Genomic DNA, 25,716 nt, shown 5'->3' on the forward strand with positions numbered 1-25,716 from the left:
TTGTAAGATTTTCATTTTTGATTCGTCTAATTGAGTAGAACAAAGTGAAAAAGAGGAGAAACCATGGATAAGAAGGAACGCATGGAAGAATGGTTTTTGCGCTATGCCAAAGATATTAAAAATTTCCTGATCTATTACACAAATCAGAGCGATGTCGAAGATTTTGTACAGGAATGTTTTTTACGAGCGTGGAAAGGGTTTGATCGTTTTGCGGAAAAATCTGATCCGAAAACATGGCTGATTGCGATTGCTCGAAACGTCGCAATTGATGCAGCGAGGAAAAAAGCTTTATGGCGCTATCTTCCTGCTCCATTATGGAAGAAAATAAAAAGCAATGCACCGGCACTCGAGACATCGCTTATTTTGCAAGAAGAAATGCAGGAATTGTATAGAGCGATCCATCAACTAAAACGGTCGTACCGTGATGTGGTCATTTTGCGCGGGATTATGGAATTATCCGTGGAGGAAACAGCGCGTATTTTAGACTGGAGCGAAACAAAAGTAAGCGTGACGTTTCATCGGGCGCTTGCAAAATTACGGACGCAAAAGAAAGGAGAGTGAAAAACAATGGATGAAAAACAACACGAACTATTCGGAAAGATGCGCCGATTTCCAAAATATGATATGACATTCAACGAGCAGCAACGATTATTAGCAAACATTAAAAGGGAGATTGCCCATGCAGAGCGCCAAAAGAAAAGAACATCTATCATAATTAGTATGGCTGCAGCTCTCTTTGTACTATTTTTTCCGATATATATTTTTACACAAACGAATATCGAATTTCAGCAGAAAGAGAAAGCACAAGACTGGACGCTGAGTCCAACGTTCGATTTGTTAAATAAAGACGGGTCAGTTGTGTATCATAACGCTGTCAGAGGAGTAAAGGGGAAAATCGGTTTTTTGGAAAACGGAATGAAAATCGTTGCGGGCGACCAGGAGTCTGTTGCGAAAATGTTTTGGTACGTATGGGGAGAAGAACAGCAACTGATTGGAAAAACATTGCGGGCAACAGCTACGCATAAGGAAACAGGCGAATCATTTTTATTAAATGAAACGACATTGCAAGCGCCACTTTACGGGGAAAATGCCTCAGCGTTAACAAGTTTTCAGCCGTTCCCGAAAGAAGGCATTTGGAAACTTGATATTCACATCGATGGGAAATATTTTGCCTCTATTGTGATTGATGTGCTGCCGGAATATATTCAAACGAAACAGGCAACGTTTTACTTAACCTCTGATGAGCTTTACACCGGTTTAAAGCAAAACATTATGCTGAAAGTTGATGGAAAGCGGCAAGAAGATAAGCTGACAGTAAAAGCGGTGTACAATCGCACTCATCAACTTTCATTTACTTATAAAAAATCAGCGGTGTACTATACGACTTCCCGTCAGCCCGTTACGCTATATGAAGGAAAATTAACGTTAGACCGCGCCGGTGAGTGGAAAATCACGGTATTAAATGAAACGGTCAAAGTTCACGTGAAAAAATAAGAGACGAACAGCAACACAACCGGTCCAATTGCCGTGATGGAATAGGAACACGACTAAACAAAATGCCGCGTTTTTAGAAACACTCTGTTAAATATATTATAGTTGAATTTGTATATAAAAAATGGACTTCCAAATGCGGAAGTCCCTCTATGCTTCTTAAACAACGCCTCCGCGTTCAAGAAGTGTACTTTTGAAAATTCTATTTTTGTTAACTGGAAATTTGTGTATAATTCAAATATATCCATTTTTTGGAGGTTTGGCTATGAATGTAGAAACATGGTTAACCGTTTTGGGTGTTGGTATAATCATTGTTTTATCACCTGGTCCACAATGGGCGATCACGATTAAAAATAGCTTGTCTTCAAGAGAATATGGTTTTTATACGGTTTTTGGTATGTGTACTGGGAGTATTGTTCATATTACGTATTGTTTATTAGGAATCGGTGTGATTATTTCCCAATCAATTTTATTATTTAACGTTGTGAAATGGATCGGGGCGGTTTATTTGATTTATTTAGGATTGAAATCACTCTTTACCAAAAAACAACAGAACGGTTTTCTGACTAAGAATGATCATGTTTCTAATCAATTAAGTAGGTGGAAATCCTATCGTATGGGCTTGCTAACATGTTTGTTGAATCCAAAAGCCACTTTATTTTATCTGTCTTTGTTTACTCAAGTTGTACAACCTGGAACTTCAATCTTTGCACAGTTGTTTTACGGTTTTTCGGTTGTAGGAATAGAAATGATATGGTATTCACTCATCGTTATTTTCCTTACCCACAATGATATACGAAAAGGATTTATGGCGATTTCCACATGGGTGGAACGCATTTCTGGTGCCATTCTTATCTTATTAGGAATTCGTCTTGCCATTTCGAAACCAAGTAACTAATCATTGTTTGGTTTTGAAACAACTTTTTTGTTACTCGTTGCCCCGTTTGTTCAATAAAGAAGGGCGTATCATTTATGGAAGCAATGCCTTCATTCGTATTTGTAAAGGGAATCCATTATTTTTATGAAATCCGATTCAGTTCTATTTTAGTCGAGCCATCTTTGACACCATACGCTCTCCTTCACTTATAACCAGAATTCCTTGTAGTTCACGAATTTCATTATTGTACTAATCTGCTCCATCATCAACCTTAAACTTTAATAGAGCATTTAGAAAAAACAACAGCGTTAGATGAGGAAGTGAACCAAGGAAGCGGCAAAAGAATGAGCTTCCGATGTTATCAACGATTATGTGATTTTAATAGAATACTTAAACGTTTTCTAATGGTAGAACGGCTGTTTATCGATGAAGAAAAAGAAGAACCTGGCTGACGGCTCCATGTTTGACCTCATATACGAAGGCTGACACTTGTTTGCGGTCAGCCTTTTTAGCTGTTTTTTATGTGTTTTTTCTCTTTTTGAAAAAACCATTTTAATACGCTTGGAACGACGAGGATAATAAAAAGCAGGCGGATGAATTGCAACGAGCTGACAATGGCCGGGTCACCACCAACAGATTGGGCTGTCAATACCATTTCGACAAGCCCGCCCGGCGCCATACTTAAAATCGCCGTTGGCAATGAGAGATGAGTCATTTTCGCAAACAGGTAACCGCACCCGAACGAAACGGTAATTAAAATCAATGCCAACAAGAAATAAATCCAGCCAAATTTTCCCCCAAGTTTCAAATCTTCTATTGTCATGCGATTGCCCATGCTCATCCCGACACTGATTTGCGCAAAAATCAACAGCCCAATCGGAATCGAGAGTAATGGTACACCAATGACATTCATGATGGCCGTGGCTGCTAAAGGTCCGATGACAAAGGCGGCAGGAATGATGTTTCGAAGCAGCCAGCCAGCAGCGATACTCACCGCAAACCAAAGATAATGGCCGCTGGACTCACGAGCGCCGAGAGAAAAAAGAGCATTCCGCGAAGAATGGCCATCAAATAAACGAACAACAACAAATGGCACAACGAACACAACGGTAAGCAGGCGAATCGTTTGAAAAATGGTGACTAACGCTGTATTTGCTTTTAACGATTCACTCGCCGCAACCATTTCCGATAATCCGCCGGGAATTGAGGCAAACACGCTCGTCACGCGGTCGATGCCAATGAATTTTATCACGAACAGGCTGTTTAGTACATTGACACTAATAATGACAATCGTAAGCGCGAAAAACGGGAGGATATACGGTCCAACAGCGATAAATGTTTCTTTTGTAAACGACAACCCGAAATAAATTCCTAAAATGATAAGCCCAAGATTCGTAAGAACGTTCGGCGCCGTTAACGTCCGCTTCGTCCACGTCTTCCATAACAACATTCCTGTAATGGGCCCAAGCATCCAAGGGATGGGGAAGCCTAAAGCATAAAACAGCAGCCCACTCAATCCAGCAATGAGATAAGTTTCGATGATTTTAAAAAATAGGTGATTTTCTCTTGCAGGCAACATCCGTATAAGCTTCCTTTCTATTCGCTCTAACTTGTATTGTATGTGAAAAATTTGGAAGAGAAAAGGAGTTTGCTTTATTATCGGTCAATGATTAGTCATTCATACAAAAGAACACAATATGTAAGGTAATGTTATTATTCAAATCATTCTTTTTAGGTGGGGGTTATGAAGAAAGGGTATCTTGTCGTCGCAGCTTTCATTTTGGCGCTCGGAATAGCGGCAGCGTTATATTTCAATGATTTTGAATACGCTCTTATCCCTGAAAAAGAGGATGTAAAAACCTATCAGGCCAATCATCAAGAGGGATTGGATGTTTGGGGAAAGTACATTCCTTTTAAACAAGAGGGACTACAAAAACTAGCAACGGAAAATAAAAACGAAAAATTGCCTGACGGATTCATCAAAGTAGATGAAGACCTGCTCAAACTAGGAAGAGAAGTTTTTTATAAAGAAACATTCGGAAACGAAGTCTTTTTAACCGATGTTATGGGAATCATTGATGGACCGCTGACTATCGGAAACATTGCCAAAGCAATTGCCGCCCTTAGAGGCAAAGGAACAACAAATTTACGAGTGGAGCTGGCCGAGGACATAAAAATAGGCGATAGGCTCTATCAAAAAGGGGAGAAAATTGATACGGGAATCGATGTGCCGAAAGGAGCTTATGCTCCATTAGGAATGCCGGTTTCTTGGAAAAATGGAAAAGTTCGTGTTGGCATTAGCTGTGCCGCCTGCCATGCAACCGTTGATCCAGAAACAAAAACGGTCGTGGAAGGCGCTCCTAACAATGATTTGAATGCAGGGCTTATTATGGCTCTTGCTACGAATTCAACGGCTTATTTTACTCATACGAATGTAAAAGGATTGCAAAAGTATATTCGTGATTTAGACCGCAAAATCACGGATTCAACGGGAAAACAAACGTCATTGCCTGACCCAGTTGCCTTAGAGGAAGATGTTGACAAGGTATTGGCAAGCTGGCCGCGAGGAAATTTTGATTCGACGATTGATTTAGAAGCCAATCCTGCGCAAATTCCGGATTCTTTTACATTGGGAGATCATCCATATGGATGGAGCGGCTTTGCTGCGGCAGGACCATTTAACGGATTGACAACATTTAGTAATAATGTACATGCCCAAAATGCCGATGCTTTATCGCAATCGGAAATAAGCAAGCCTTTATTTGGAATTGATAAGGAAGTATATTTAGGTGTTATTTTACAAAATGCAGCGAATCCAAAATTTCGCTATAAACCGAATCTCGACGTAAAGCCGTCGGAGTTTTTTAACTCGGTTGACCCAACGCCGGGTGTCGTGGGAATCAACAAACTAGTTGCACCTCCGCAGTTTCCAAAAGTGTCGTTAGTGGCGCCGGACGGTTTAATTGTGAGTGAAAAAGGATTTAAATTTAATGAGCAAAATAATGCAGTAGCCGCTTGGCAAAATACGATAAATCCGCCGAGACGAAATCACCAAGCCGATGCGGACACAATTCAGCGCGGCCGTGAAGTGTTTGCAAGGGCAGGGTGCATCCGCTGTCATGCAGGAAATGAGTTAACGAATCATAAAGTCATTTCCGCAAAAGTCATCGGGACAGAACCGTCGCGGGCGAAAGCATTGAAGAAAACAGAAAAGGTTTTTGGAGAATCTGTTTTGTACTCGCCAGACACACCTGTTCCGATACCAAAAGATGCAAAAGTATTGAAAGTACCGACCGAACACTTAGACCCGGAACAAGTGAAGCTAGCTTTCGCTCACGGAGATTCACCGGGCGGATACAAAGTGCCAAGCTTGATTGGACTTTCTTGGACAGCTCCTTATCTTCATGATGGCGGCGTTGCCGTAGGTCCGAATAACGAATTAGGAGTAGCGGGCACGCTACTGAAAGGGATTGTTCCCGATCCAAGAAACAGTTTGCGTGCGTTAATCGATAAAGAACTTCGTAATAAAGTCATCCAAGCAAACGCTTCAAGCAAACCGTTACAAAGTGTGCATGTCAGCGGTATCGGTCATACGCACTGGATTGATGAAACAACCGGATTTACGAAAGAAGAACAAGATGCGGTCATAGAGTATTTGCTTTCATTGACGTCTCCGTAACGATGCGGTTTTATAACGAAGTGAGGTGAACGAAATGAGACACAATGAGCCACGGGATTATGTAACGATTGAAGACGAGCAAGGCAATCAGAAAGAGTTTGCTGTTGAAGCCTTGTTTGATATTGAAGACAAGTCATATGCTTTACTGCGCAGCGAAGATGAAACAATCGTCATGCGAGTCGAAGGAGAGGAAGGAGATCAATACTTAGTCGGCATCACCGATCCAGAAGAAAGCGAAGCCATTTTAGATGCTTATCAGATCGCGGTGGAAAATGCTCCGGTGGAGTAATTTCTGTTCGGAATGTGCTTAACAAAAGGCAGCCAAGGGGCTGTCTTTTGTTATATTGGAAGGCATTATCATTTGAAAGTTTAAAAAGAAGTTAGTCGTTATCTTCGTCGCTTCTGTCTTTTCAATGGCAACGTTATCAGGATTTTTATTCTATGTGATTTGAAGGAGGTGAAAAATATGTTCAAACGTTTATTTGCGAAAAAAGAGAACAACGAACCGTGCTGTGATGTGCAAATCATCGAAGTAAACGATGAAACAAACGACGAACGTAAAGAACCTTGTTGCGAAGACAATTGTTGTGAAGGCTGCTGCTGAAGTAATGGACTGGACCACATCTGTTTGCGGGTGTGGTTTTTTCTCTATTCGTACCGATTCGATAATCGTACATGTGTTATCGCGCTAATATTTTCGTAACCATTTTCATACATTCATAGTAAGACGAATCATTCATTGTTGATGGGATGATGAGGATTTCCACTCATAGACCCCGCTATCGCAATAGCTCCTCTCAAACGAAAAACCGTTCTTGCGTATGTCGTTCCCTCGATTTCAATAAGCATCGATAACATAACGCTACTCAAATACATCAACGACGTTTACAATCCAAATGTGCGACGATCGTTACTACAGGAACAAAAAGAATACTTAATTGAGGCATATTCTCAATAAGGAAGAAGGGGAGAGCATGACAGAGCGCTGGGTGAAGACCGGATACTTCATGGGTGTGGCATTAACGTTAGCCTCCATCATTTATTTTTTTGCCGCCAATTGGCAAGGATTTGACCGATTGACGAAAGTAAGTTTAAGCGTCGGTTTTATGTGGTTGTTTTATGGTGCGAGCGCTGTTCTTGCGTATGTCATGAAGCGGCATGATTTTTTAAGCAAATGGCTGTTTGTTGCTGGAGCGATCGGGTTTGGGATCACTGTAGCATTAGTAGGGCAAGTTTATAATTCCCATGCCGATAGCTTTTGGTTATTTTTTATTTGGTTCATTCCAAGCAGTGTATTGGCATGGATCACCCGATACGAACCGCTTCGTGTATTAAGTGTTGTACTGCTGCAACTTACTTTCTGGTTTTATTATTTTCCATCCTCGTATCAGGCGGAGCGAGGAGAGTGGGAATCGTTTGTTACCTTATTCGTTTTTGCGCTCATAAACGGAATCATTTTTGTACTCCATCGTTTTACTGTCGTTTCTTATCTCGCATATGTAGCGATGCAAGGATGGTTGTTTGTCATCTTCCAAATCGGTGTCGTGTATGACCAATTTCCGTGGTGGTCGTATGTCTATGTCCTTATTCTCGCCGGTTTCTTTTATTATTTTTTCCATATCGCCAAAAGGCGTTCCTATCTTCTGATTACAGGTATGTTTGCCGGTGCTTTCATCATCGTTCAATATTTCCGTTTTGTTGCTGAATATTTTCAAGAAGGTGTTTTACTAGCTGGGCTATTGCTTGCTGGAGGACTTGTTTATGGAAGTATTCATTTTCTGAAACGATTGAGAAAAATGTCGAGTGAAGGGGCAAAAGGGCACGCTTTTCTATTGGCATTTCAAGCGATTGTTACGGTTGTTGCCTCTCTTATAGCTGTGTCGAGTATTATGGGACTTATTACGATATGGACGAACGATTTTTCACCGAACTTGTTGTTCATCTTATCCATTGTCGGATTTGTCCTGCCGGCGATTTTTCTATGGAAATGGAATGACATTGTTCGATGTACGTTATTGGCAATCGGGTATGCGATAGGGGTCATTGTTTCGTCTCAAATTTCTACTTTTGTTTTAGTTAGCTACAGTACTGCATTACTTTTCTTTTACTTAAAGTCATCCAATGTCGGCATGCGAATTCTTACGAACATCGCGTTATCTGTTTACGGGTTTATCGCCGTGTTTGATTGGACAAACGAATCTCGCCTTTCCCTCATGTTTGTTTTGCTATTGAATGGATGTTTGTATTTGTTTTCTGGGTTGAACAAGTATGAACGTCTTTCCGCACTTTCATTAGGATTAGGGGCATTTCTTCTGTTAACAAGCATGGACCTTTTTACCGTTGACTATTGGTATGTGTTATCCAATCTTTCGTTTGTGGTCATTGTGGTGGGCTTTATCTTTTTTCAGACAAAGCATAACGAACGATTCGGACTTGGGATTGCTTGGTTTTATTGGTGGCTGTTTCTTGTTTTAAAATATCATGAATTCGCTTGGGACCTTCTAGATAAGTCGATCAGTTTACTGATTTCCGGCATTTTCTTTCTTTTAGGAACGGCGTTGTTGGAGAAGCGAAGAGGATTTTTTATTCAAACAGGACAGACGAATTGGCTTCAGCAAAAATGGCTGTCTTTACTAGCTGTTGTAGTGATTCAAACCATTTTTATCGGGTACGTTGTCTTTGATAAAGAACAACATTTACAACATGGAGAGGTCGTGAAATTACAATTAGCTCCGGTTGACCCTCGCTCTTTGCTTCAAGGAGATTACGTTCGCCTTCGTTATGAAATTTCGGATGTTGGAAAACGGGACGGTCAAGGGAACGTTCAAGTCATTTTGCGAAAAGATCAAGAAGGCGTCTATCGATTTGCGGGGATTTATTCCATCAATGGAATGAGAGATAAGCAATACGTGCGTCAAGAAGGAGATGTTCTATTGAATGGAAAGATGAAAGGGGGGCGCATTATTTACGGAATTGAATCGTACTTTGTCCCAGAGGGAACAGGGATGAAAGTGCAAGAACGGGCCCGCTATGCATACGTTCGGGTGAGTAAAACAGGCGATGCCCTTTTGGAGAAAATAAGTGATCGGTAAGTGCATTGCGATCCTAAAAGTAGACAGTATAAAATCGGTTAAATAGCGGGAATCAGAGTTGAAACGGCTCTGGTTCCTTTTCTCTTCTTATCTTTTTATAGCGTCTCAGAATCCCGAGGCTGTCAAGGAAAGAACTTGACAGCTTCTCGGAATTCGGAGAATCGGTGATTAAGATGAGAAGGAGAAAACATAGCCCTCCATGTGCTCTTTCTTTAATTAGCTTGTGCGTATTGAACCGGTATTTGATAACTTATGAAATCGTTTCTTTGCTCTTTGCCAAATCAGCTACTTCAGCAACTGTCAAACCTGTTCGTTTTGCAAATTCTCCAATTGGAAGTACGTCTAACAAGTTTTTCGCAATCTCAAAAGCCTGATGCTTTTCCGTTTCCTTAATATCTTCTTTTTTTCTCTTGCTTGGAAATTCGACCAACTTTAGTTACTTTTAACCACTCCCTTATCTGTTTTGCATACTCTCCATCAAAGGAACGGTGGTGAATATCGACAGACAAGCTGGGGAATAGAAAAATAGTGAAGAAAACAAAGAAGCCTCCAAAATGCTTGAAATTGTTGTGAAGACGCTTGTTGCCACATCTATTTGCGGGTGTGGTTTTTTATTGTACATCAGTCTAAATTTTGCACAAATCTGCTCACAATATTTGGGCTTATCTTTGGTCGAAAATTCAGTATAATGAACAGTAAGAGGAGTCTAGATTCCATCTAATGAGTATGATTGTTTGCACAAAGGAAGTGAAGGAGCGCTCCAACATGATACTTGATGCTCGTTGTGTCCGAATTGTTAATATGTTGCTTAGTTCTTCTACTCATGTAACTGCAGACAAGTTGGCTCAGGCCTTACAAGTCTCAAGGCGAACGGTCTACTATGATATTCAAAAAATAAATGACTGGCTGCAAAGTCAAGGTTTCTCACAGCTGAAACATGTGCGCACAATCGGTTTTTATTTGGATGATCAAGTCAAAAAACAAATTACGAAAACCTTGCAAACGTTACAACCGATTCGACATTACGAGTATTCTTCAGAAGAAAGAAAAGCTTGGATTGGATTATTGATTTTTATTCGTAATCACTCGATCTTTTTACGTGACTTTTTAGAAAATCTTCAAGTGAGCCGAAGTACTTTATTAAATGATATTAAGGAACTCAAATCAGAATGGCAGTCGTTTCAATTGCAACTAGAATTCCATCGTAAACAAGGATATTTCATCAAAGGAGAAGAAACGCAAAAGAGAAAGGCAATCGTACATCATGTAGCACAGTTTTTGGCAACGGTTGGCTATGAACGACTATGTTCTGAATTGTTTGGCGAGCACTCATTACTTATTAACGACATGATTCGCCAATCAGAAGCATTTTCTTCCATTTGTTATACGAATGACGTTATTCATACATTAACCATTTATCTTTCTATTTTTATGAAACGATGGATTCGTGGCAAGTACATTCAAATGGATGCTCAAGAAAAAGAAGTACTGCAGTCGACTAGGGAATACCAAGCGGCTCACTATATAATTACTCAAATTGAAAACGCTTTCCTGATCAATGTTCCTAAAGATGAAATTTGTTATCTTACAACCTATCTTTTAGGTTCAAGAGTCACAGACGATAAGCAAATCGATCAAAGTAATCAAATCACGATTTTAAAACAAATGATTAAAAACATGGTCGATGATTTTCAAACATACGCTTGTGTACAATTCAAACATCGTGAAGAGTTGGAAAAAAATTTATTGATTCACATGAAACCAGCGTATTATCGCTTAAAATATGGTCTTCATTTGCAAAATGAATTAACCCAATCTGTCAAAGCAAATTATCACGATATCTTTACTCTAACGAAGAAAGTTGTTCATCATATTGAGAACGTCGTCGGTCAATCCGTAAGTGATGATGAAATTGCTTATATCGCCATGCATTTCGGTGGATGGCTTGACAGAGAGGGAGTATCTGTTCCGGCTCGAAAAAAAGCGCTCATTGTGTGCGAAAGCGGCATTGGTACATCGCGAATTTTACAAAAACAAATTGAAGAATTATTACCAACAGTGGATGTCATTGACATCATCTCGGTAAGAGAATATCGAGCTTATTCTCTGGAGAATGTTGATTTTGTTGTTACAACGATTCCATTACCATCGCGAGATGTCCCAATGTATATGGTTCGTCCCATTTTAACAGCTGCGGATAAAATGTTGCTTTTAAGAGAAACAAATCAACTTTCTGAAACGAGAACTTTATCAGTCGAAGCATTATTGGAAATTGTTAAAAAGCATGCAACGCTCATCAATGAAAAAGCATTAATTCAAGAACTACATGAATATATTAGTCAAAGTAAAAGAAAGGAGGTTTTTAAAAAACCCATGCTGAAAGATTTGCTTACAAAACAACACATTCAAATGGTTGAAGAGGTAGGTGATTGGAAAGAAGCGATTACACTTGCTGCTAAACCGTTATTGGCCAACGGTTATATTACAAATGAATACATTCAAGCGATGATTGATAATGTTATGACATTGGGACCTTACATCGTGATTGCACCAGGAGTGGCTTTACCACATGCTCGACCAGAACATGGAGTAAAGAAAATTGGGATGAGCTTTCTTAAAATAAAAAACGGTTGTCTATTCTCTGAAAAGGAAGAACACCGGGTATATGTTTTAATCGTTTTAGCTGCGATTGACAATGAAACACATTTAAAAGCGCTATCACAACTGTCAAAATTGTTATCAGATAAAGAAAATATGCGTGTATTATTGTCGACCCATTCGATAGAAGAAGTACTCACATTAATCGAAACATATTCTCATTAAAATAAAATATCAAATCATGGAGGTAAAAAAGATGAAAAAAATTCTTGTCGTTTGCGGAAATGGACTTGGAAGCAGTTTTATCATCGAAATGAATGTCAAAAACGTGTTAAAAGAGCTAGGCATTGAAGCCGAAGTTTCTCATACTGATTTAGCTACAAGCAAAACAGAAAAAGCAGATTTATATTTAGGGGCAAAAGATTTAGTCGAAGTGCTTGATGACGGTACACGAAATGTGGCCAAACTGACAAATATTCTCGACCTTGATGAACTAAGATCCGTGTTAGAGAAACATTTGTGAATAAAAAGCAGCAGGCGATCGCCTGCGTAAAAGAAAAAACTTTTCCTTTTAGAAGTATACGAAAGAATGAGAAAACAATAAAGAGATTTTTAGATAAAAAGAAAAACATTCTGAATGTGATGATACTCCTAAAACTGACGATAAAGAGAAGGAGAATGCACGATGTTTGATTTCATTATGAAAGATGTATTAGGCTCACCGGCGATTCTAGTAGGCTTATTTGCCTTCATCGGCCTATTACTGCAAAAGAAAAGCTTTCCTGATATCGTTTCCGGCACGTTAAAAACGATTATGGGATTTGTGATTCTCGGTGGCGGAGCCGGAATTTTGATTGGATCACTAAATATTTTTGGGAAAATGTTTGAAAAAGCGTTCCATATTCAAGGGGTCATTCCGAATAACGAAGCGATTGTTGCCATTGCTCAAAAAACGTTTGGAAAAGAAACAGCGATGATTATGTTGTTTGGAATGGTTGTCAATATTCTTATTGCGCGATTTACTCGTTTTAAATATATTTTCTTAACCGGGCATCATACGTTATTCATGGCGTGCTTAATTTCTGCTGTATTTGCTACAGGCGGGGTCACCGGCATTCCACTCATCATCGTTGGTTCTATTATTCTTGGAAGTTTAATGGTATTTATGCCAGCGATTCTTCAACCGTATATGCGTCAAGTTACAGGAACGGACCAAATCGCCTTAGGCCATTTTGGATCGATCGGTTACTTTACTTCAGCGTGGATCGGGAAGTTGCTTGGAAACAAAGCGCAATCCACAGAAGATATTAAAGTGCCGAAATCACTAGGATTCCTTCGCGATACATCGGTTGCGATGTCACTGACAATGGTCATATTATTCTTCATTGTCGCGCCATTTGCCGGAAAAGAATTTATCGAGAAACAATTAAGTGGCGGCGTGAACTTCCTTGTTTTCTCCCTTATGCAAGGGATTACGTTCGCCGCAGGGGTATACGTCGTATTAGCGGGAGTACGGATGCTTATTGCGGAAATTGTTCCAGCATTTAAGGGGATTGCGGATAAAGTGGTGAAAGACGCAAAGCCAGCCCTCGATTGTCCAGCGGTGTTTCCATACGCTCCAAACGCCGTCATCATCGGATTTTTATCGAGTTTTGTGGCGGGGATTATTTCCCTATTCATTCTTCCGCTCGTCGGCTTAAAAGTGATTGTCCCTGGATTAATTCCACACTTTTTCACTGGAGCAGCAGCGGGAGTATTCGGCAATGCGACAGGTGGTAGACGAGGCGCCATTTTCGGAGCATTTGCCAATGGAATTTTGATTTCTTTCTTACCAGCGCTCTTACTACCAGTACTCGGCTCGCTCGGGTTTGAAGGCACAACGTTCGGAGATTCGGATTTTGGGATTGTTGGGATTTTGTTGGGGTATTTGATTAAGTTGTTTTCATAACAGAAGAGAACCCCCCTACCTTGACAGGGTAGAGGTCGCTGGTTCGATCCCAGTCGGAATCACCCAATCGAGAAGCTTGAAGTCCTTGTGTATCAAGGGTTTCAAGCTTTTTGTATTAAAATGAGCTAGGGGGTAAAACCAGATTTTATTCTATGTAACTATTTAGGCGAGTGTTTAGGAGTTATTGACACAAAGTATAAGCATACGGGGGAAGGCCTCAATCGTCTAAGCTGAATATCCCGTGAAAATCTTTATCAAATCCATGCCTATAAGAGTGCATTTTCATCACATTTAGAAAAGAATTATGCAGCTTTGATATACCGTTTAGATTTGGGGAAGTATAGTACGTTTAAAAAAAGGAAACCCTTGGTTCTTGACTGATAAATCAGGAAAGGAATTATGTTTTTTTTGGGGTATCTCCTGATGGCGAAGGCGGAGATAAATTTAGCCGATCGAAAATGGCCCTTATTTGAGCTGTTAAGCAATGGGAACGAAGTAGGTGGAATAAGACAAAGCTTTTAAAAGATTTAAAGTCATTATTCTTTGGTGAGATATGGTCTTGTTTTGCACAGCGATAAGCACCTTATTAAATCAAGTAACAAATTTAGCGTTCCTCTATACAAAAGAGAGCCGTAATAATTCGCCTATAGAGGTGTTACCGTGGGCTGTATCATAAGTAAATGAGTTATTTAATGTTGATGAATATAGGATAATATTAATGATGATTGATAAAATCAATAGTTAATTATGTTTGTAAATATAATAAATAACTTAATCGATAGGGTGGTTATATGAGCAGGTCTTATTATTCAGAATCAGTTTCAAGTTTTTTAAAAGAATCAAATGAAAGCATCCTAGGAAAACTTGCTAAGAACAATACATTTTCTCTTAAAGAAAAACAAAGAAATTCATGGATACAACAGATAGAGATTTTAAAGGAAAATTTAACCTTTTGTCCGGAAGCTCATCTGTTATTTGAATTTACGATACCTCGCATGGGAAAACGTGTTGATAATATTTTAATTTGGAAGGGGATTATTTATGTTATAGAGTTTAAAGTAGGTGATAGTACATATTTTAAAGGTGCAAGAGACCAGGTAATGGATTATGCATTAGATTTAAAAAACTTTCATGAAGAGAGTCATGATAAGATAATAGTTCCTATTTTAGTTTCTACTCAAGGTTTAGAAGAAGAGAATGAATTACATGTAGATTCGGATTATATATACAGCCCTCTTCTTGCTAATAGGAATAATTTAGGTGAACTGATTAATGAAGTAAATAAAATGACTGTAAAACATGCTTCAATAGATCCAGTAAAATGGGAAAATGGTGTGTATAAACCTACCCCTACAATTATTGAGGCTGCACAAGCGCTTTATCAAGGGCATAGTGTTGAGGATATATCTCGTTCTGACTCGGGTGCTATTAACTTAAGTAAGACCTCAACAAAAGTTAATCAAATTATTGATTATGCCAAAGTGAATAAAGAAAAAGTAATTTGCTTTATTACAGGTGTTCCTGGTGCTGGAAAAACATTAGCCGGTTTAAATATCGCTAACTCAAGACATAATTTTGTCGAGGAGGAACATGCAGTATTTTTATCAGGTAATGGTCCATTGGTAAATGTTTTAAGGGAAGCTCTAGCTAGAAATGAGATCACTAATCATCCTGAGATAAAAAAATCGGAAGCGAGGAAAAAAGTTGGTGCTTTCATACAAAACATACATCATTTTCGTGATGAATATTTAAAAACAGATCGGGCACCTATTGAAAAAGTAATTATATTTGATGAAGCTCAACGAGCATGGAATCGTGAACAAACTTCTAAATTTATGAAAGAGAAAAGAGGAATAAATGGTTTTAATATGTCTGAACCAGAATTTCTGATTTCAGTTATGGATCGACATTTAGATTGGGCAGTAATTATCTGTTTAATTGGAGGAGGACAAGAGATTAATACCGGGGAAGCTGGATTGCCAGAGTGGTTCTTTGCTTTACGACATAAGTTTTCTAATTGGAAAGTATATGTCTCTGATCAAATAACTGATAATGAATACATGCGTGATTACTCATTCTATGAGATTACTAAAGGATTAAATTTCCATCTAGAAAAAGAGTTACATCTGTCCGTATCCGTTCGATCATTTAGAAGTGAGAAATTATCTCATGTTATTAAATCATTACTAGATTTAGAATTAAATAATGCAAAAGAAACCTACAAACTTATTAAAGAAAACTATCCAATAGTTGTAACAAGAGATCTTAGTAAAGCAAAAACATGGCTTAGGAAGCGGGCAAGAGGTACGGAACGAATTGGAATTATTGCATCTTCTGGGGGATTAAGATTGAAGCCATATGGAATATGGGTGAAAAATTCGATTGATCCAGCTAACTGGTTTTTAAATGATAAGGATGATATACGTTCTTCTTATTTTTTAGAGGATGTGGCTACGGAGTTTGATGTTCAGGGGTTAGAATTAGATTGGGTATGTCTTGCATGGGATGCTGATTTGAGGCTAGTCGATGGGACCTGGTCATATAACAATTTCTCAGGGACAAAATGGAACAATATTAATAAGGCAGAAAAACAAGTTTATCTTAAAAATGCATATCGTGTATTATTGACAAGGGCACGGCAGGGAATGGTTATTTTTGTACCTGAGGGAGATATAAACGATCAAACTCGATTACCTTTATTTTATGATGAAACATACGAATATTTGAAATCCATCGGATTTGATGAAATATAGAATACTTATTTATTTTGACTTTTTGATTCAAATTATAATCCTTCGTCGTAATAAACCTCATTTAAATTACTTACGGTGAACAGTATCACAAGTAATGACGAAATATTAAATAATATAAATTTAGTAAGGTTACACCATGCCATTGTGAAGCAGGTTTTGATCTTTAGAAGTGGAGGGGCTATAAACAAAGCCGGGGGATTATTGTATTCCTCGGCTTTTTAAGATTTGAATAAAGTAGAGTGAAAAGATTTTTTCGAGGAAACTTTTGTGTTTAAGTCAAAAAACCATTGTTACGGTTGTTGATGGATAATACCTATTTACGCGAACAGGTGTTGGAATGTTGAAGGGGTACCAAGGGAAGGTGTTCCATTATTATGCGTATGTACGATAAATAAGCTGGATATTACCATAAGTGACTTAGACATTTTTGCTAAGTGTTAACATCTATTTTTCGATTGATTTCAGGACAGAAAATTACTGTCCTGAAATCAATGATTATTGTGAATGCAAGTATTTGTAATGTGATAATCTATCTACTTTTCATTAACTGAAAAATTAAATATATCCTAATCTTATCGAAAACAGAAATTGCTGGGCATTAGATTTAAATAGTACAATCCTTATTGTTTAGGACTTTTATTTTAAGCCATTTAACCGCTCATTAGAAATATTAATTCTTAGTTCACGATGTCGTTTTCTTTGACCTCTTGTTTTTCTTCCACCATATTTTGCTATCGGAGTGATAATTTCAATAGTTCGTCCTTTAAGACGAACTTGGTACCCTTTCGCTAGTAACTCATTAACATTTACCCCCAACTTGTCAAACTTCATGTTTCGACTCCTCGTGTCATCAACAGTGGATAAGAATCCGGCTTATCCTGTAGCAATGGAAGAGTTGAAGAAAGCAAAAAGATGCCAGTAGACATCCAAATAAGGCAAGTGAAATATCTGAGTAGAACAGATCATCGGTTTATTAAAAAGAGAGTTCGTTCAATGTTAGGATTGAATTTCGTACAGCTAAATCCATTATTTTGGGAATAGAAGCTATGCATATAGTTAAAAAACGGCAACTTGTTTTACAGGACCGGTCTATCCAAAATCAAGTGAAGTTCATCCACCAACTATTTGGAATGGCTGCTTAAGGTCAGATTTCATTGGAAATGTATATGTTTCTTTCAAACAAATACAATTTTTGCACTATATAGGTTCAGATTAATTTTCCGACATAACTACCTGTCCGATGCGTTGGAGTACTTTTTCTGGAAACTCAGAGAGGTATTCTAAGAACGAAACAATCGATTCTCGCAACTCTTTTCGATTGGCATGAAATCGATTGGCAATGACACTGTCTTTTAGCCGGCCCCAAATCCTTTCGATCAAATTTAAATTCGGCGGGGGGACGAATACCAAAGTCAATCGTTCTTCGTGTTCATATTTTATCTGCTCGTTCTGTTCAACATGAAGCAGACATTCACTTAACCGTATTGTAAAAAAACAATAGATGGAAATACAATGACAACTCCCCGAACAAAAGGGGATTTTTTATTTTGTTTTTAAAATTGAGGTCATAAAAGAAAGAGTCGCTAATCCCTTAAAAAAACAAGCAGACATAAGAAAAAACGAGAAACTAAAAAATGCAGAAATAATTGTCTATTCTATCATTTTTGTTAAATTAAAATCATAAATATTTGAATAGTCTGACTATTATTAATACACACGAATGAGGAGGAAGAGGTAATGAAGACTGCGAAAATTATTCAGCACAAAAAACCATTGGAGATTTTAAAAGTCTCTGATCCTAAACCGGGGCCGGAAGATGCGGTGATAAAAATCGAAGCTTGCGGGGTTTGCCGCAGCGACTGGCATGCGTGGCAAGGGGATTGGTCGTGGATCGGTTTGTCACCGGAATTACCGATAACACCTGGACATGAATTTGGAGGTGTAATCGAAGAAGTTGGTAAAGATGTGAAGTCGTTTCGTCCGGGAGATCGTGTCACAGTTCCGTTCCATTCCGCTTGTGGACGATGTGAATACTGCAAAAAAGGTGTGCCAAATTTATGTGAAAACCTCCAAATTTACGGATTGGTTTCCGGTCTAGAAGGTGGATATGCGGAATATGTATTGGTTCGCAATGCCGATTTTAACCTGATCAGACTCCCTGAAAATGTTGACAGTGTAACAGCTGCTGCTTTAGGCTGCCGTTACATGACTGGATATCACGGTATTGTCAGAGGAAATGTCAAGCCTGGTGATTGGGTGGCTGTTCATGGAGCAGGTGGTGTAGGTCTTTCTGCCATTCAGGTAGCGAATGCTTTAGGAGCTCAAGTCATAGCCGTCGATATTGATGATCAAAAACTTGAAATTGCAAAGCAGGAAGGCGCTATTGCGGTCGTAAATGCTAGAAAAGAGAACGTTGTCGAGGCAATTAAAGAAATCACAAAAGGTGGTGCACATGTCGGACTAGATGCTTTAGGAATCAAGGATACCGTTCTTAATTCGGTTCTGTCCTTAAGAAAAGGAGGAAGACATGTTCAAGTAGGTTTAACTACATCAGAAGAAGGAGGATTTGTATCGCTTCCTGTTGACTTGATTACCGCAGCTGAAATTGAGTTTGTTGGAAGCATCGGTAACCCTCATCCTGACTATCGCGGCCTACTGAGCTTGATTTCTTCCGGACGATTGAATCCGAAACGATTGGTCGAACGTGAAATCAGCTTGGAAGATGTAAACGCTGTATTTGAAAATATGTCGCAATATAATACGAAAGGGTTTAACGTGATCACTAAATTTAATTAAACACCAAGACCCTTCTGGAATTTTTTCCAGAAGGGTTTAGACTGCAGGAAAAATAATCTAGTAAATAAAAAAATGAAGAGCCTTGATCATAGCAGCACAAACAAGCATCGTCTGCATTAAAACTTTTTCCAGCCATCGATAGGCCGTCCAACGCAGACCATGCTTCTCTTTCATATCGGCAAACACTCGTTCAATCGTTTCTTTTCTCCGAGCATAGATCTCTTTGTTTTCTGAGTATGCCTCAACTGTTCAGCTTCTTCTTTTCGTAGACATGTTTATTGGCTCCTTTTTATCTTCTGTATGGGCATCTTTTTCCCGATTTATACATGTCTACTTTCGAGGGCTCACTTTAATGGCACTCCCCGAAAAGGGCAAGAAAAATTAGAGATGAGTAGTTTAAAATATAGAGATTATCAACTTTGATTAAATTGTGTATGATTTGTGTCCGAAAAGGTGTTTGTTTCCTTGAAGTTTAACGACAGAAGCTGTATTGGCTTCTGTTTTTTGTTTTTATGACATGATTTGAGGTTTTCACATGAAAAGCAGGTCTTGCTAAAAGAACACCATCTTATTCAAACGATATTATGATCTTATTTAGTTTCAGGCTGGGTGTATGCTGAAATTGCGTAGATTGAAAATCGGCTTCAATATATTTCTTCTATCCCTCAACCGTTGCTTTATTTGGATGAAGCAACTTTAATAATATGTCTCATCACGATAACTTGTAGTTGATTTTTTAATGGAAACATGTTGATCAGTAATCCGTTTTTCTTTCTTGTAAAAAAGTTCAAACTGCGAAGTATTCTAACCTGTTCAGCACAAAAAAGATCGTTTGTCTACACTTTACAGTGAAGAACTAATAATATACTATATTGGTAAAAAAAGGGTGTTAAACTTATGAACAAATATCAAAAAATTTCCATTGGCGTAATGATTGGTTTTCCAATATTTTTTCTAGTAGTGAGCCTGTTTACTGGAAAGTGGGGTTTCTTCCTTTGGAGTTTAGCACCAAGTTTTATCAGCGGTATGACGGGGTTTTTTGCTTCTAAAAATACAAATAGAAATACCTACAATTACAATAACAAACAATAACAGAGTTTATCAGAACGCTGTGAAAAAGGCGTTCTTTTTTATGTTGACCTTCAAATGGATGATGTATAAATGTAAAGCATTTTGCTAGATCAAAAGAAAAAGGTAGGGTATTCTCTGATGGGTCATAACACATTCCAGAGAAAGGAGTACCCTACCTATGTCTAAAGTATAACGAATGTAGACTGAGCTCATCAACTGGAAAGTGCTATTCGCCAGTTTTTATTTGTAAAGGAAAAATTAGAACTGATTATGCGGGAAGAAATAAAAAATTTCCTCGAAATGGAACAGGCTGGAACACCGAATATGAGAAACGGTTACTATCAGTGAAATCTAGATACGCAATATGGTCGGATTGAAGGTCTTTTGGTCCGAAGAGACCGAAATGGGGAATTTCAAACGCAGTTGTTTGCCCCTTACCAACGACACACCGGCTGGCTTGGGGAAGCGATCATCAAGATGTATCAAAGTGGTATGAGTACGCGGGAAATTGGCAAGTTTATCGAGCAAATTCTAGGAAATGCCTATTCTCCCACGACGATCAGCCGTATTACCGATGTCGTGAAAGAAGACATCGAAAAATGGCGCAATCGTCCACTGTACAAACGCTATTCGGTTTTATATTTAGATGGTCTCTATGTGAAACTTCTCCGGGATACGGTAGAGAAAGAAGTCATTTATGTGGTGTTAGGGGTGAATGAAGAAGGATATCGTGAAATTCTTGATTTCTTCGTGGGAGGACAGGAAAGCGCCTATGTATGGCAGGAGATTCTTCAACAACTATACAACAGAGGCGTAAAAGAAGTGCTTCTGGGCGTATTCGATAGACTACCGGGGCTGGAGGAAGCCTTTAAGGCGATTTATCCGAAAGCCGACGTGCAGCGTTGTGTCGTTCACAAAGTCCGTAACACACTCAGTCGTGTTCGGAAAAAAGACCAATTTGAAATGGCGGAGGATCTGAAACTCATTTATCGTTCTCCAAATAAAGAAAAGAATCGCATGGGAGATGTTTCGACAGTTTGAGTCGAAATGATTGAGCAAGTACCCGAGAGAAGTCCAATCTTGGGCGAATGAGTTGGATGCCCTCCTAACCTTTATGGACTATCTAAGCAGCATTCGAAGTGTGATTTATACAACTAATGCCATTGAACGAACGATCAAGGAGATTCGGAAACGTCTAAAGCCGATGAACAGTTTGAGTTGTTTAGAAGCCGCTGAAAAAGTCGTATATTTGACCATTCAAGATTATAACGAGAAATGGGCAGACCGAAAGTTACGAGGATTTGCCGAAGCGCAGGAAGCCCTTCAACGAATGTTTGAAGAACATTATAATTAACCAAATAATGTAAAACGATGAGATAAGGAGATTCTCCCATTCCACTCAGGAGACTGAATATTCAGTCTCCTGAGTGGAGGAAACTCATCCTCTATCCATTCCAAATCCATTCCAGAGATACCCTACTATCTTACATTACACAAAATTCTTGACGGTACCACAAAAAGAGATTTCTTTTGATAATTCTTATTAAAGATATAATTATGATCAAAAAAATGGTGTTGAACAATATAATATTGACACGATATGAGTATTTTTTTTATGATTTTTTTAGGGAGGATTGATACTATGCCTATACAGTGGTTCTCACCTAATACTCCAATACCGACACTAACAATTGCTTCCTATGGAATAAGTTTTAACTCTGGAAGTACATATTATCTTAAGGACGTAAAGAAAATAATGTTAGGATGTGACACTGAGAAAAAGAAACTTTATATCAAATTATTGAAAGGGGATAATGAACCAGGATTTTCGGTACCGACTATTAATGAGAATACCAAAAGTGTAAGGATTTCTTGCAGGGAATTTGTTCAGTATTTGGACGTGAAATGTAAGATCGATACATCAAAAGCTTCAAAATATTTTATTGATATTGTAGGAAATGAAATGATTGTAGATTTAAATACACCAATCCCCATTGAAAAATCCATAAAAAAATAATCTTATTCTTGGAAGTATGGAGGATGCTTAAGCATGGAGAGAGAAAATCTCTTTGAAAAGTGGTTAAATGCTATTTCAGTTAGTCATGTTTTGGATTTAATTACAGAAATACAGAAAGTTCGAGATATTGCTTGGCGGCCTGTTGGAGATAGGGAAACTAACCTTGCCACAATTAATTTAGGAAGCGATCCTGCTGCTGGTGTAATTGAGAGGGTAACAAATGCATTAGATTCTATTCTGGAAAGAAAGTGGATAGAGTTAGGAAAACCTAATGACATTGATAATCCTAGACAAGCAGTTGAAGAATGGTTTGGAATTGAAAGCGGAAGATTAGCTAATATAAATCCCCGTAGTAAAGAAATTAAAAGTATTGCCGAAAAAGTAGTCTTAACTTTATTAGATTCAGGTGATCGAAATCGTCCGACTCTTGATGTAAGAGACTTTGGAACAGGAATAAAGTCCTCTGAATTTAAAAATACAATATTAAGTCTTAATGCTAGCAGGAAATTAAATAAGCGGTTTTTAGCGGGAGCATTCGGACAAGGTGGTTCTACTGCTCTATCTTATTCTGAATTCACTATTATTATTTCGAAGTCAATGTTTGAACCTCAAGAAGTTGCTGCAACTGTTGTACGTTTTAACCAAGGAGATTTAAGAAACGATAAGTATGGTCTTTATGAGTATTTAGTAGATCAAGTAACAGGCGATCCAATTACATTTATACTCCCTGATAATGTTTTTGAAGTAGGAACACTAGTAAGACATGTAGCGATGGATTTAAAAAAGTACAATAGTGGAGCAACTAATCTAACAGGCTCTCTTTGGTATTTAACACATCATTATTTATTTGATCCTGTTCTCCCATTTACGATTGAGGATCGAAGGGAGTCAACATCTTATCATGATAAGTACGGAGTTGTGGGTAGAACTATTTTTGGTAACAATAAGAGATTAGTTAATGGGGAGCATGTTGAATATCAGAGAAGTGCTATCCAGACCTTTAAAAATGGAAAAGTAAAAATTTCATGGTGGGTTTTATCTAATAAGGGTGACAATGCGAGTACTAGAATTAAATTGTATACCTTACCATCGAAACCTATTATTATTACTTTTAATGGACAAAAACAAGGGGAATTAACAAACACTATTATAAAAAACGATTTAAAACTTCCTTACCTGGATAAATATTTAATAGTTCAGGTTGATTGTGATAACCTAGATAACGAATCAAGGCGTCAATTATTCACGACTACTCGTGAATCTTTACGTGAAACATCTATTATGGATGAATTAAAACAACTTGTATTTGAGTGTCTAGCGGGTGATGAGAATCTCATAGAGATAAATAATGCTAGAAAAGCGAGATACTTTAAATCTGCAAGTAATCATACCATAGAGAATATTAGGAAACGTTTAGCTGATAGATTAAAAACTTATGTTAAATCATCATCGGGAGGGAAAATTCCAAGAGTTACACCTCCAGATACTAAAAAAATAAGAGAACCGAGACCAATTATTCCAGTTTCATATCCACCTACTTTACTTGAGATAACTAACAAAAATCCTAGAATGGTTTATGCAGGAAAATCGTTCTATTTAAACTTCCGTACAAATGCTGATCCTTCTTATTTTGAAAGTGATGAATATTTTACCGCTATAATAGATCCTAATTTTGGGGTCTTTAAGGGGATAACCACTTTAAAGGATGGGTACGGTATAGCTTATTTTGAAGTAAACGAAAGTTGTCAGATAGGTGATCAGACAGAGGTTACACTTGAACTGAGACCTAAAAATGCAAAAACATTGTCAAGCTCAATAAATGTGATTGTAAGAGATTTACCTAAAGTAGATGATTACCCGCAAGGTGATTTAGCAATTACTACAAATATTAATCCAATATGGGTAAACGAAGGTGATGAGTATTGGATTGATAATAATTGGGATGAAAATTCAGTTGCGAAGGTAGAACAGCAGGAAGACTCTATTGATGTATATGTATCAGGTGGCAATAAACATTTAAATATGCTAATATCAAGGGCTCGACGTAAGGATGAGCAATTGGTAAGTGTAATTAGAGATATGTATTTAGAACACATTTGTTTTCATGCTCTATTAATACAAGCTAAAGAAGTTCCAAAAGATATATTTAGTATTACAGATGAGGAACACGAACCTGATAAATTATTTGAGGAAGAGTTAGCAAGGGTATGTGAAACAATATGTGGTATGATAAATCAAATTTATGAACTACTCTTAGTTGAAGTTGCAGCAACTAAAGAATAATAAATTTTAATAACATGACCTTAGAGGGCTTGAAGTAAAACAGCTAGGTTGATCAACAATCTAGCTGTTTTTTTAATCTTGTGGATTTTTACTTTATTTTGTAAAATAAAGCATGTTGCAAAAAGCATAATCCATGCATAATGTACGCAAAAAAATCCATCGCTTTGGAAATTATATACAGTGACCAAAATACTTAATCCCAAGGGGTGGTCACTAACATGATTTCCAATATTGTGATCAAACATGCACTGTCTAGCGAAAACGCCCCTCTTTTTAGAGGCTTTGTTTCAATACATCGACCAACTTATCTTTGTTAGAAACACCTTATTTGACAGGAAGACCACCGGTTCCAAGAAAATCCTTGTTGAAATGTTTTTTTAAAAACTATTTTTCCATTGATTTTTTACGACAGCTAGTTGAATTACTCCATCGATTTGTCGACTTCCATCGTATTTGCGGACTTAGAGAGATTACACATCTGTCAATGGTTTCACGCGCAAGTAAATGGTTTCGAGAACAAGAATTTTCTGCTTTTAATGCCAATTCTCTAAACGATTTAGGTGTTCGGTATACAAAAGTGGTGATCATCGACATTACCGCTCTCCGAAGAAGTCTTTAGATTGGCAAGCTAGATGGGGAATATCGACTCGATAAACTATTTTAAAGAGTATATAAGTTATATCTTTGTACAACGGCAGAGGGAATCATTTTACCTTATGTCTTCATAACGGTAAATCGAAATGATGCGGCGGTTGCGATTGAATTTAAAGGAAAGAGATATTGAGTTTGCACTGGGAGATGCTGGTTATGGTAGTGATAAAGTCCGTCAAACGGCTGATCAAATAGGAATCTTTTTTGTTTCAACAATTCTTCCGCCAATATTGATGAACGAAAAGATGCCTACGGTCGTGTGATTCCTCAGTTTCTAGAAACAAAATTCGGAAAGTGGTTATTTCGTTTCCACGACTCGATTGAGCAGACATTTAACCAATTAAAGAATGATGGTCTAAGACAGCTACGTTGGTATGGTTTTTATCACTATTATTTACTACATGTACAATTATGCATGTTTATGCGAAATTTTGAGTTTTCACTCTAGTTTTGCAACACC

19 protein-coding genes and 4 pseudogenes are annotated in these 25,716 nt (G+C 38.0%); 18 read left to right on the forward strand and 5 right to left on the reverse strand.

The window, feature by feature from the left end:
- Positions 1-63: 63 nt before the first annotated feature.
- The 3 genes from HNQ85_RS06195 to HNQ85_RS06205 all read left to right on the forward strand — a co-directional run bounded on the left by HNQ85_RS06195 (position 64) and on the right by HNQ85_RS06205 (position 2,389).
- Positions 64-561 carry an RNA polymerase sigma factor gene (locus tag HNQ85_RS06195; RefSeq protein ID WP_181536881.1) on the forward strand — a complete coding sequence of 166 codons (498 nt, stop codon included), beginning with the start codon at positions 64-66 and terminating at the stop codon, positions 559-561.
- A 6-nt stretch (positions 562-567) separates the two neighbouring features.
- Positions 568-1,494, forward strand: coding sequence for a hypothetical protein (locus HNQ85_RS06200; protein WP_181536882.1), 927 nt, complete (start codon positions 568-570; stop codon positions 1,492-1,494).
- Positions 1,495-1,756: 262 nt separating this feature from the next.
- Positions 1,757-2,389 carry a LysE family translocator gene (locus tag HNQ85_RS06205; protein WP_181536883.1) on the forward strand — a complete coding sequence of 211 codons (633 nt, stop codon included), beginning with the start codon at positions 1,757-1,759 and terminating at the stop codon, positions 2,387-2,389.
- Between the two features lie 487 nt (positions 2,390-2,876).
- Here the strand turns inward: HNQ85_RS06205 and HNQ85_RS06210 are convergent, their stop codons facing one another.
- Positions 2,877-3,947, reverse strand: a complete 1,071-nt coding sequence (locus HNQ85_RS06210) for an AbrB family transcriptional regulator (protein WP_181536884.1) — start codon at positions 3,945-3,947, stop codon at positions 2,877-2,879.
- 165 nt (positions 3,948-4,112) lie between these two features.
- Between HNQ85_RS06210 and HNQ85_RS06215 the strand changes: the two genes are divergently transcribed.
- The 4 genes from HNQ85_RS06215 (at position 4,113) to HNQ85_RS06230 (ending at position 9,139) form a co-directional block, all read left to right on the forward strand.
- A complete protein-coding gene (locus tag HNQ85_RS06215; RefSeq protein WP_181536885.1) occupies positions 4,113-6,047 on the forward strand; it encodes an electron transport protein in 1,935 nt (644 codons plus the stop codon).
- Between the two features lie 34 nt (positions 6,048-6,081).
- Positions 6,082-6,336 carry a DUF1292 domain-containing protein gene (locus tag HNQ85_RS06220; protein WP_181536886.1) on the forward strand — a complete coding sequence of 85 codons (255 nt, stop codon included), beginning with the start codon at positions 6,082-6,084 and terminating at the stop codon, positions 6,334-6,336.
- Positions 6,337-6,513: 177 nt separating this feature from the next.
- Positions 6,514-6,651, forward strand: a complete 138-nt coding sequence (locus tag HNQ85_RS06225) for a hypothetical protein (RefSeq protein WP_181536887.1) — start codon at positions 6,514-6,516, stop codon at positions 6,649-6,651.
- A gap of 370 nt (positions 6,652-7,021) precedes the next feature.
- Entirely contained in the window at positions 7,022-9,139 is a 2,118-nt protein-coding gene (locus HNQ85_RS06230) for a GDYXXLXY domain-containing protein (RefSeq protein WP_181536888.1), read from the forward strand.
- A gap of 250 nt (positions 9,140-9,389) precedes the next feature.
- Here the strand turns inward: HNQ85_RS06230 and HNQ85_RS06235 are convergent, their stop codons facing one another.
- Entirely contained in the window at positions 9,390-9,569 is a 180-nt protein-coding gene (locus HNQ85_RS06235) for a hypothetical protein (RefSeq protein WP_246326789.1), read from the reverse strand.
- Between the two features lie 335 nt (positions 9,570-9,904).
- On the opposite strand from HNQ85_RS06235, the gene HNQ85_RS06240 reads away from it, so the two are divergent.
- The 4 genes from HNQ85_RS06240 (at position 9,905) to HNQ85_RS06255 (ending at position 16,438) form a co-directional block, all read left to right on the forward strand.
- Positions 9,905-11,962, forward strand: coding sequence for a BglG family transcription antiterminator (locus HNQ85_RS06240; protein WP_181536889.1), 2,058 nt, complete (start codon positions 9,905-9,907; stop codon positions 11,960-11,962).
- A 31-nt stretch (positions 11,963-11,993) separates the two neighbouring features.
- Complete coding sequence (locus HNQ85_RS06245) at positions 11,994-12,260, forward strand: PTS sugar transporter subunit IIB (protein ID WP_043904352.1); 267 nt, start codon at positions 11,994-11,996, stop codon at positions 12,258-12,260.
- A gap of 162 nt (positions 12,261-12,422) precedes the next feature.
- Positions 12,423-13,685, forward strand: a complete 1,263-nt coding sequence (locus HNQ85_RS06250) for a PTS ascorbate transporter subunit IIC (protein WP_181536890.1) — start codon at positions 12,423-12,425, stop codon at positions 13,683-13,685.
- Between the two features lie 791 nt (positions 13,686-14,476).
- Positions 14,477-16,438: a DUF2075 domain-containing protein gene (locus HNQ85_RS06255; protein ID WP_181536891.1), complete on the forward strand. Its 1,962-nt coding sequence runs from the start codon at positions 14,477-14,479 to the stop codon at positions 16,436-16,438.
- Between the two features lie 636 nt (positions 16,439-17,074).
- On the opposite strand, the gene HNQ85_RS06260 is transcribed toward HNQ85_RS06255, so the two are convergent.
- Positions 17,075-17,269, reverse strand: coding sequence for a hypothetical protein (locus tag HNQ85_RS06260; RefSeq protein WP_181536892.1), 195 nt, complete (start codon positions 17,267-17,269; stop codon positions 17,075-17,077).
- Between HNQ85_RS06260 and HNQ85_RS06265 the strand changes: the two are divergent.
- Positions 17,255-17,580, forward strand: a pseudogene (locus tag HNQ85_RS06265) (DDE-type integrase/transposase/recombinase); the annotation flags it as partial. The gene HNQ85_RS06260 and the pseudogene HNQ85_RS06265 overlap by 15 nt on opposite strands.
- Positions 17,581-17,650: 70 nt before the next feature.
- On the opposite strand, the gene HNQ85_RS17910 reads toward HNQ85_RS06265, so the two are convergent.
- Positions 17,651-17,977, reverse strand: a complete 327-nt coding sequence (locus tag HNQ85_RS17910; RefSeq protein WP_343046490.1) for a transposase — start codon at positions 17,975-17,977, stop codon at positions 17,651-17,653.
- Between the two features lie 198 nt (positions 17,978-18,175).
- On the opposite strand from HNQ85_RS17910, the gene HNQ85_RS06270 reads away from it, so the two are divergent.
- Positions 18,176-19,234, forward strand: a complete 1,059-nt coding sequence (locus tag HNQ85_RS06270; RefSeq protein ID WP_181536893.1) for a zinc-dependent alcohol dehydrogenase family protein — start codon at positions 18,176-18,178, stop codon at positions 19,232-19,234.
- Between the two features lie 57 nt (positions 19,235-19,291).
- Here the strand turns inward: HNQ85_RS06270 and HNQ85_RS06275 are convergent.
- Positions 19,292-19,494, reverse strand: a pseudogene (locus HNQ85_RS06275) (transposase); the annotation flags it as partial.
- Between the two features lie 637 nt (positions 19,495-20,131).
- Here HNQ85_RS06275 and HNQ85_RS06280 point away from each other — a divergent pair.
- The 5 genes and pseudogenes from HNQ85_RS06280 (at position 20,132) to HNQ85_RS18140 (ending at position 25,704) form a co-directional block, all read left to right on the forward strand.
- Positions 20,132-20,326 carry a hypothetical protein gene (locus tag HNQ85_RS06280; protein ID WP_181536894.1) on the forward strand — a complete coding sequence of 65 codons (195 nt, stop codon included), beginning with the start codon at positions 20,132-20,134 and terminating at the stop codon, positions 20,324-20,326.
- Positions 20,327-20,521: 195 nt separating this feature from the next.
- Positions 20,522-21,659: pseudogene (locus tag HNQ85_RS06285) on the forward strand (IS256 family transposase).
- Positions 21,660-21,947: 288 nt separating this feature from the next.
- Positions 21,948-22,322 carry a hypothetical protein gene (locus tag HNQ85_RS06290; RefSeq protein ID WP_181536895.1) on the forward strand — a complete coding sequence of 125 codons (375 nt, stop codon included), beginning with the start codon at positions 21,948-21,950 and terminating at the stop codon, positions 22,320-22,322.
- 33 nt (positions 22,323-22,355) lie between these two features.
- Positions 22,356-24,605, forward strand: a complete 2,250-nt coding sequence (locus HNQ85_RS06295; RefSeq protein ID WP_181536896.1) for a hypothetical protein — start codon at positions 22,356-22,358, stop codon at positions 24,603-24,605.
- 218 nt (positions 24,606-24,823) lie between these two features.
- Positions 24,824-25,704, forward strand: a pseudogene (locus tag HNQ85_RS18140) (transposase).
- The last annotated feature ends 12 nt before the right edge of the window (positions 25,705-25,716 follow it).

It is taken from the genome of [Anoxybacillus] calidus (assembly GCF_013760845.1).
Taxonomy (GTDB): domain Bacteria; phylum Bacillota; class Bacilli; order Bacillales; family Anoxybacillaceae; genus Paranoxybacillus; species Paranoxybacillus calidus.

Excerpts from the sequence above, each read along its gene's own strand:
- HNQ85_RS06290 (WP_181536895.1), top strand. The coding sequence starts at position 21,948 with ATGCCTATACAGTGGTTCTCACCTAATACTCCAATACCGACACTAACA.
- HNQ85_RS06245 (WP_043904352.1), top strand. The coding sequence starts at position 11,994 with ATGAAAAAAATTCTTGTCGTTTGCGGAAATGGACTTGGAAGCAGTTTT.
- HNQ85_RS06220 (WP_181536886.1), top strand. The coding sequence starts at position 6,082 with ATGAGACACAATGAGCCACGGGATTATGTAACGATTGAAGACGAGCAA.
- HNQ85_RS06295 (WP_181536896.1), top strand. The coding sequence starts at position 22,356 with ATGGAGAGAGAAAATCTCTTTGAAAAGTGGTTAAATGCTATTTCAGTT.
- HNQ85_RS06260 (WP_181536892.1), bottom strand. The coding sequence starts at position 17,269 with ATGAAGTTTGACAAGTTGGGGGTAAATGTTAATGAGTTACTAGCGAAA.
- HNQ85_RS06270 (WP_181536893.1), top strand. The coding sequence starts at position 18,176 with ATGAAGACTGCGAAAATTATTCAGCACAAAAAACCATTGGAGATTTTA.
- HNQ85_RS06250 (WP_181536890.1), top strand. The coding sequence starts at position 12,423 with ATGTTTGATTTCATTATGAAAGATGTATTAGGCTCACCGGCGATTCTA.
- HNQ85_RS06195 (WP_181536881.1), top strand. The coding sequence starts at position 64 with ATGGATAAGAAGGAACGCATGGAAGAATGGTTTTTGCGCTATGCCAAA.
- HNQ85_RS06215 (WP_181536885.1), top strand. The coding sequence starts at position 4,113 with ATGAAGAAAGGGTATCTTGTCGTCGCAGCTTTCATTTTGGCGCTCGGA.
- HNQ85_RS06240 (WP_181536889.1), top strand. The coding sequence starts at position 9,905 with ATGATACTTGATGCTCGTTGTGTCCGAATTGTTAATATGTTGCTTAGT.
- HNQ85_RS06280 (WP_181536894.1), top strand. The coding sequence starts at position 20,132 with ATGAACAAATATCAAAAAATTTCCATTGGCGTAATGATTGGTTTTCCA.
- HNQ85_RS06210 (WP_181536884.1), bottom strand. The coding sequence starts at position 3,947 with ATGTTGCCTGCAAGAGAAAATCACCTATTTTTTAAAATCATCGAAACT.
- HNQ85_RS06205 (WP_181536883.1), top strand. The coding sequence starts at position 1,757 with ATGAATGTAGAAACATGGTTAACCGTTTTGGGTGTTGGTATAATCATT.
- HNQ85_RS06255 (WP_181536891.1), top strand. The coding sequence starts at position 14,477 with ATGAGCAGGTCTTATTATTCAGAATCAGTTTCAAGTTTTTTAAAAGAA.
- HNQ85_RS06225 (WP_181536887.1), top strand. The coding sequence starts at position 6,514 with ATGTTCAAACGTTTATTTGCGAAAAAAGAGAACAACGAACCGTGCTGT.
- HNQ85_RS06230 (WP_181536888.1), top strand. The coding sequence starts at position 7,022 with ATGACAGAGCGCTGGGTGAAGACCGGATACTTCATGGGTGTGGCATTA.
- HNQ85_RS06200 (WP_181536882.1), top strand. The coding sequence starts at position 568 with ATGGATGAAAAACAACACGAACTATTCGGAAAGATGCGCCGATTTCCA.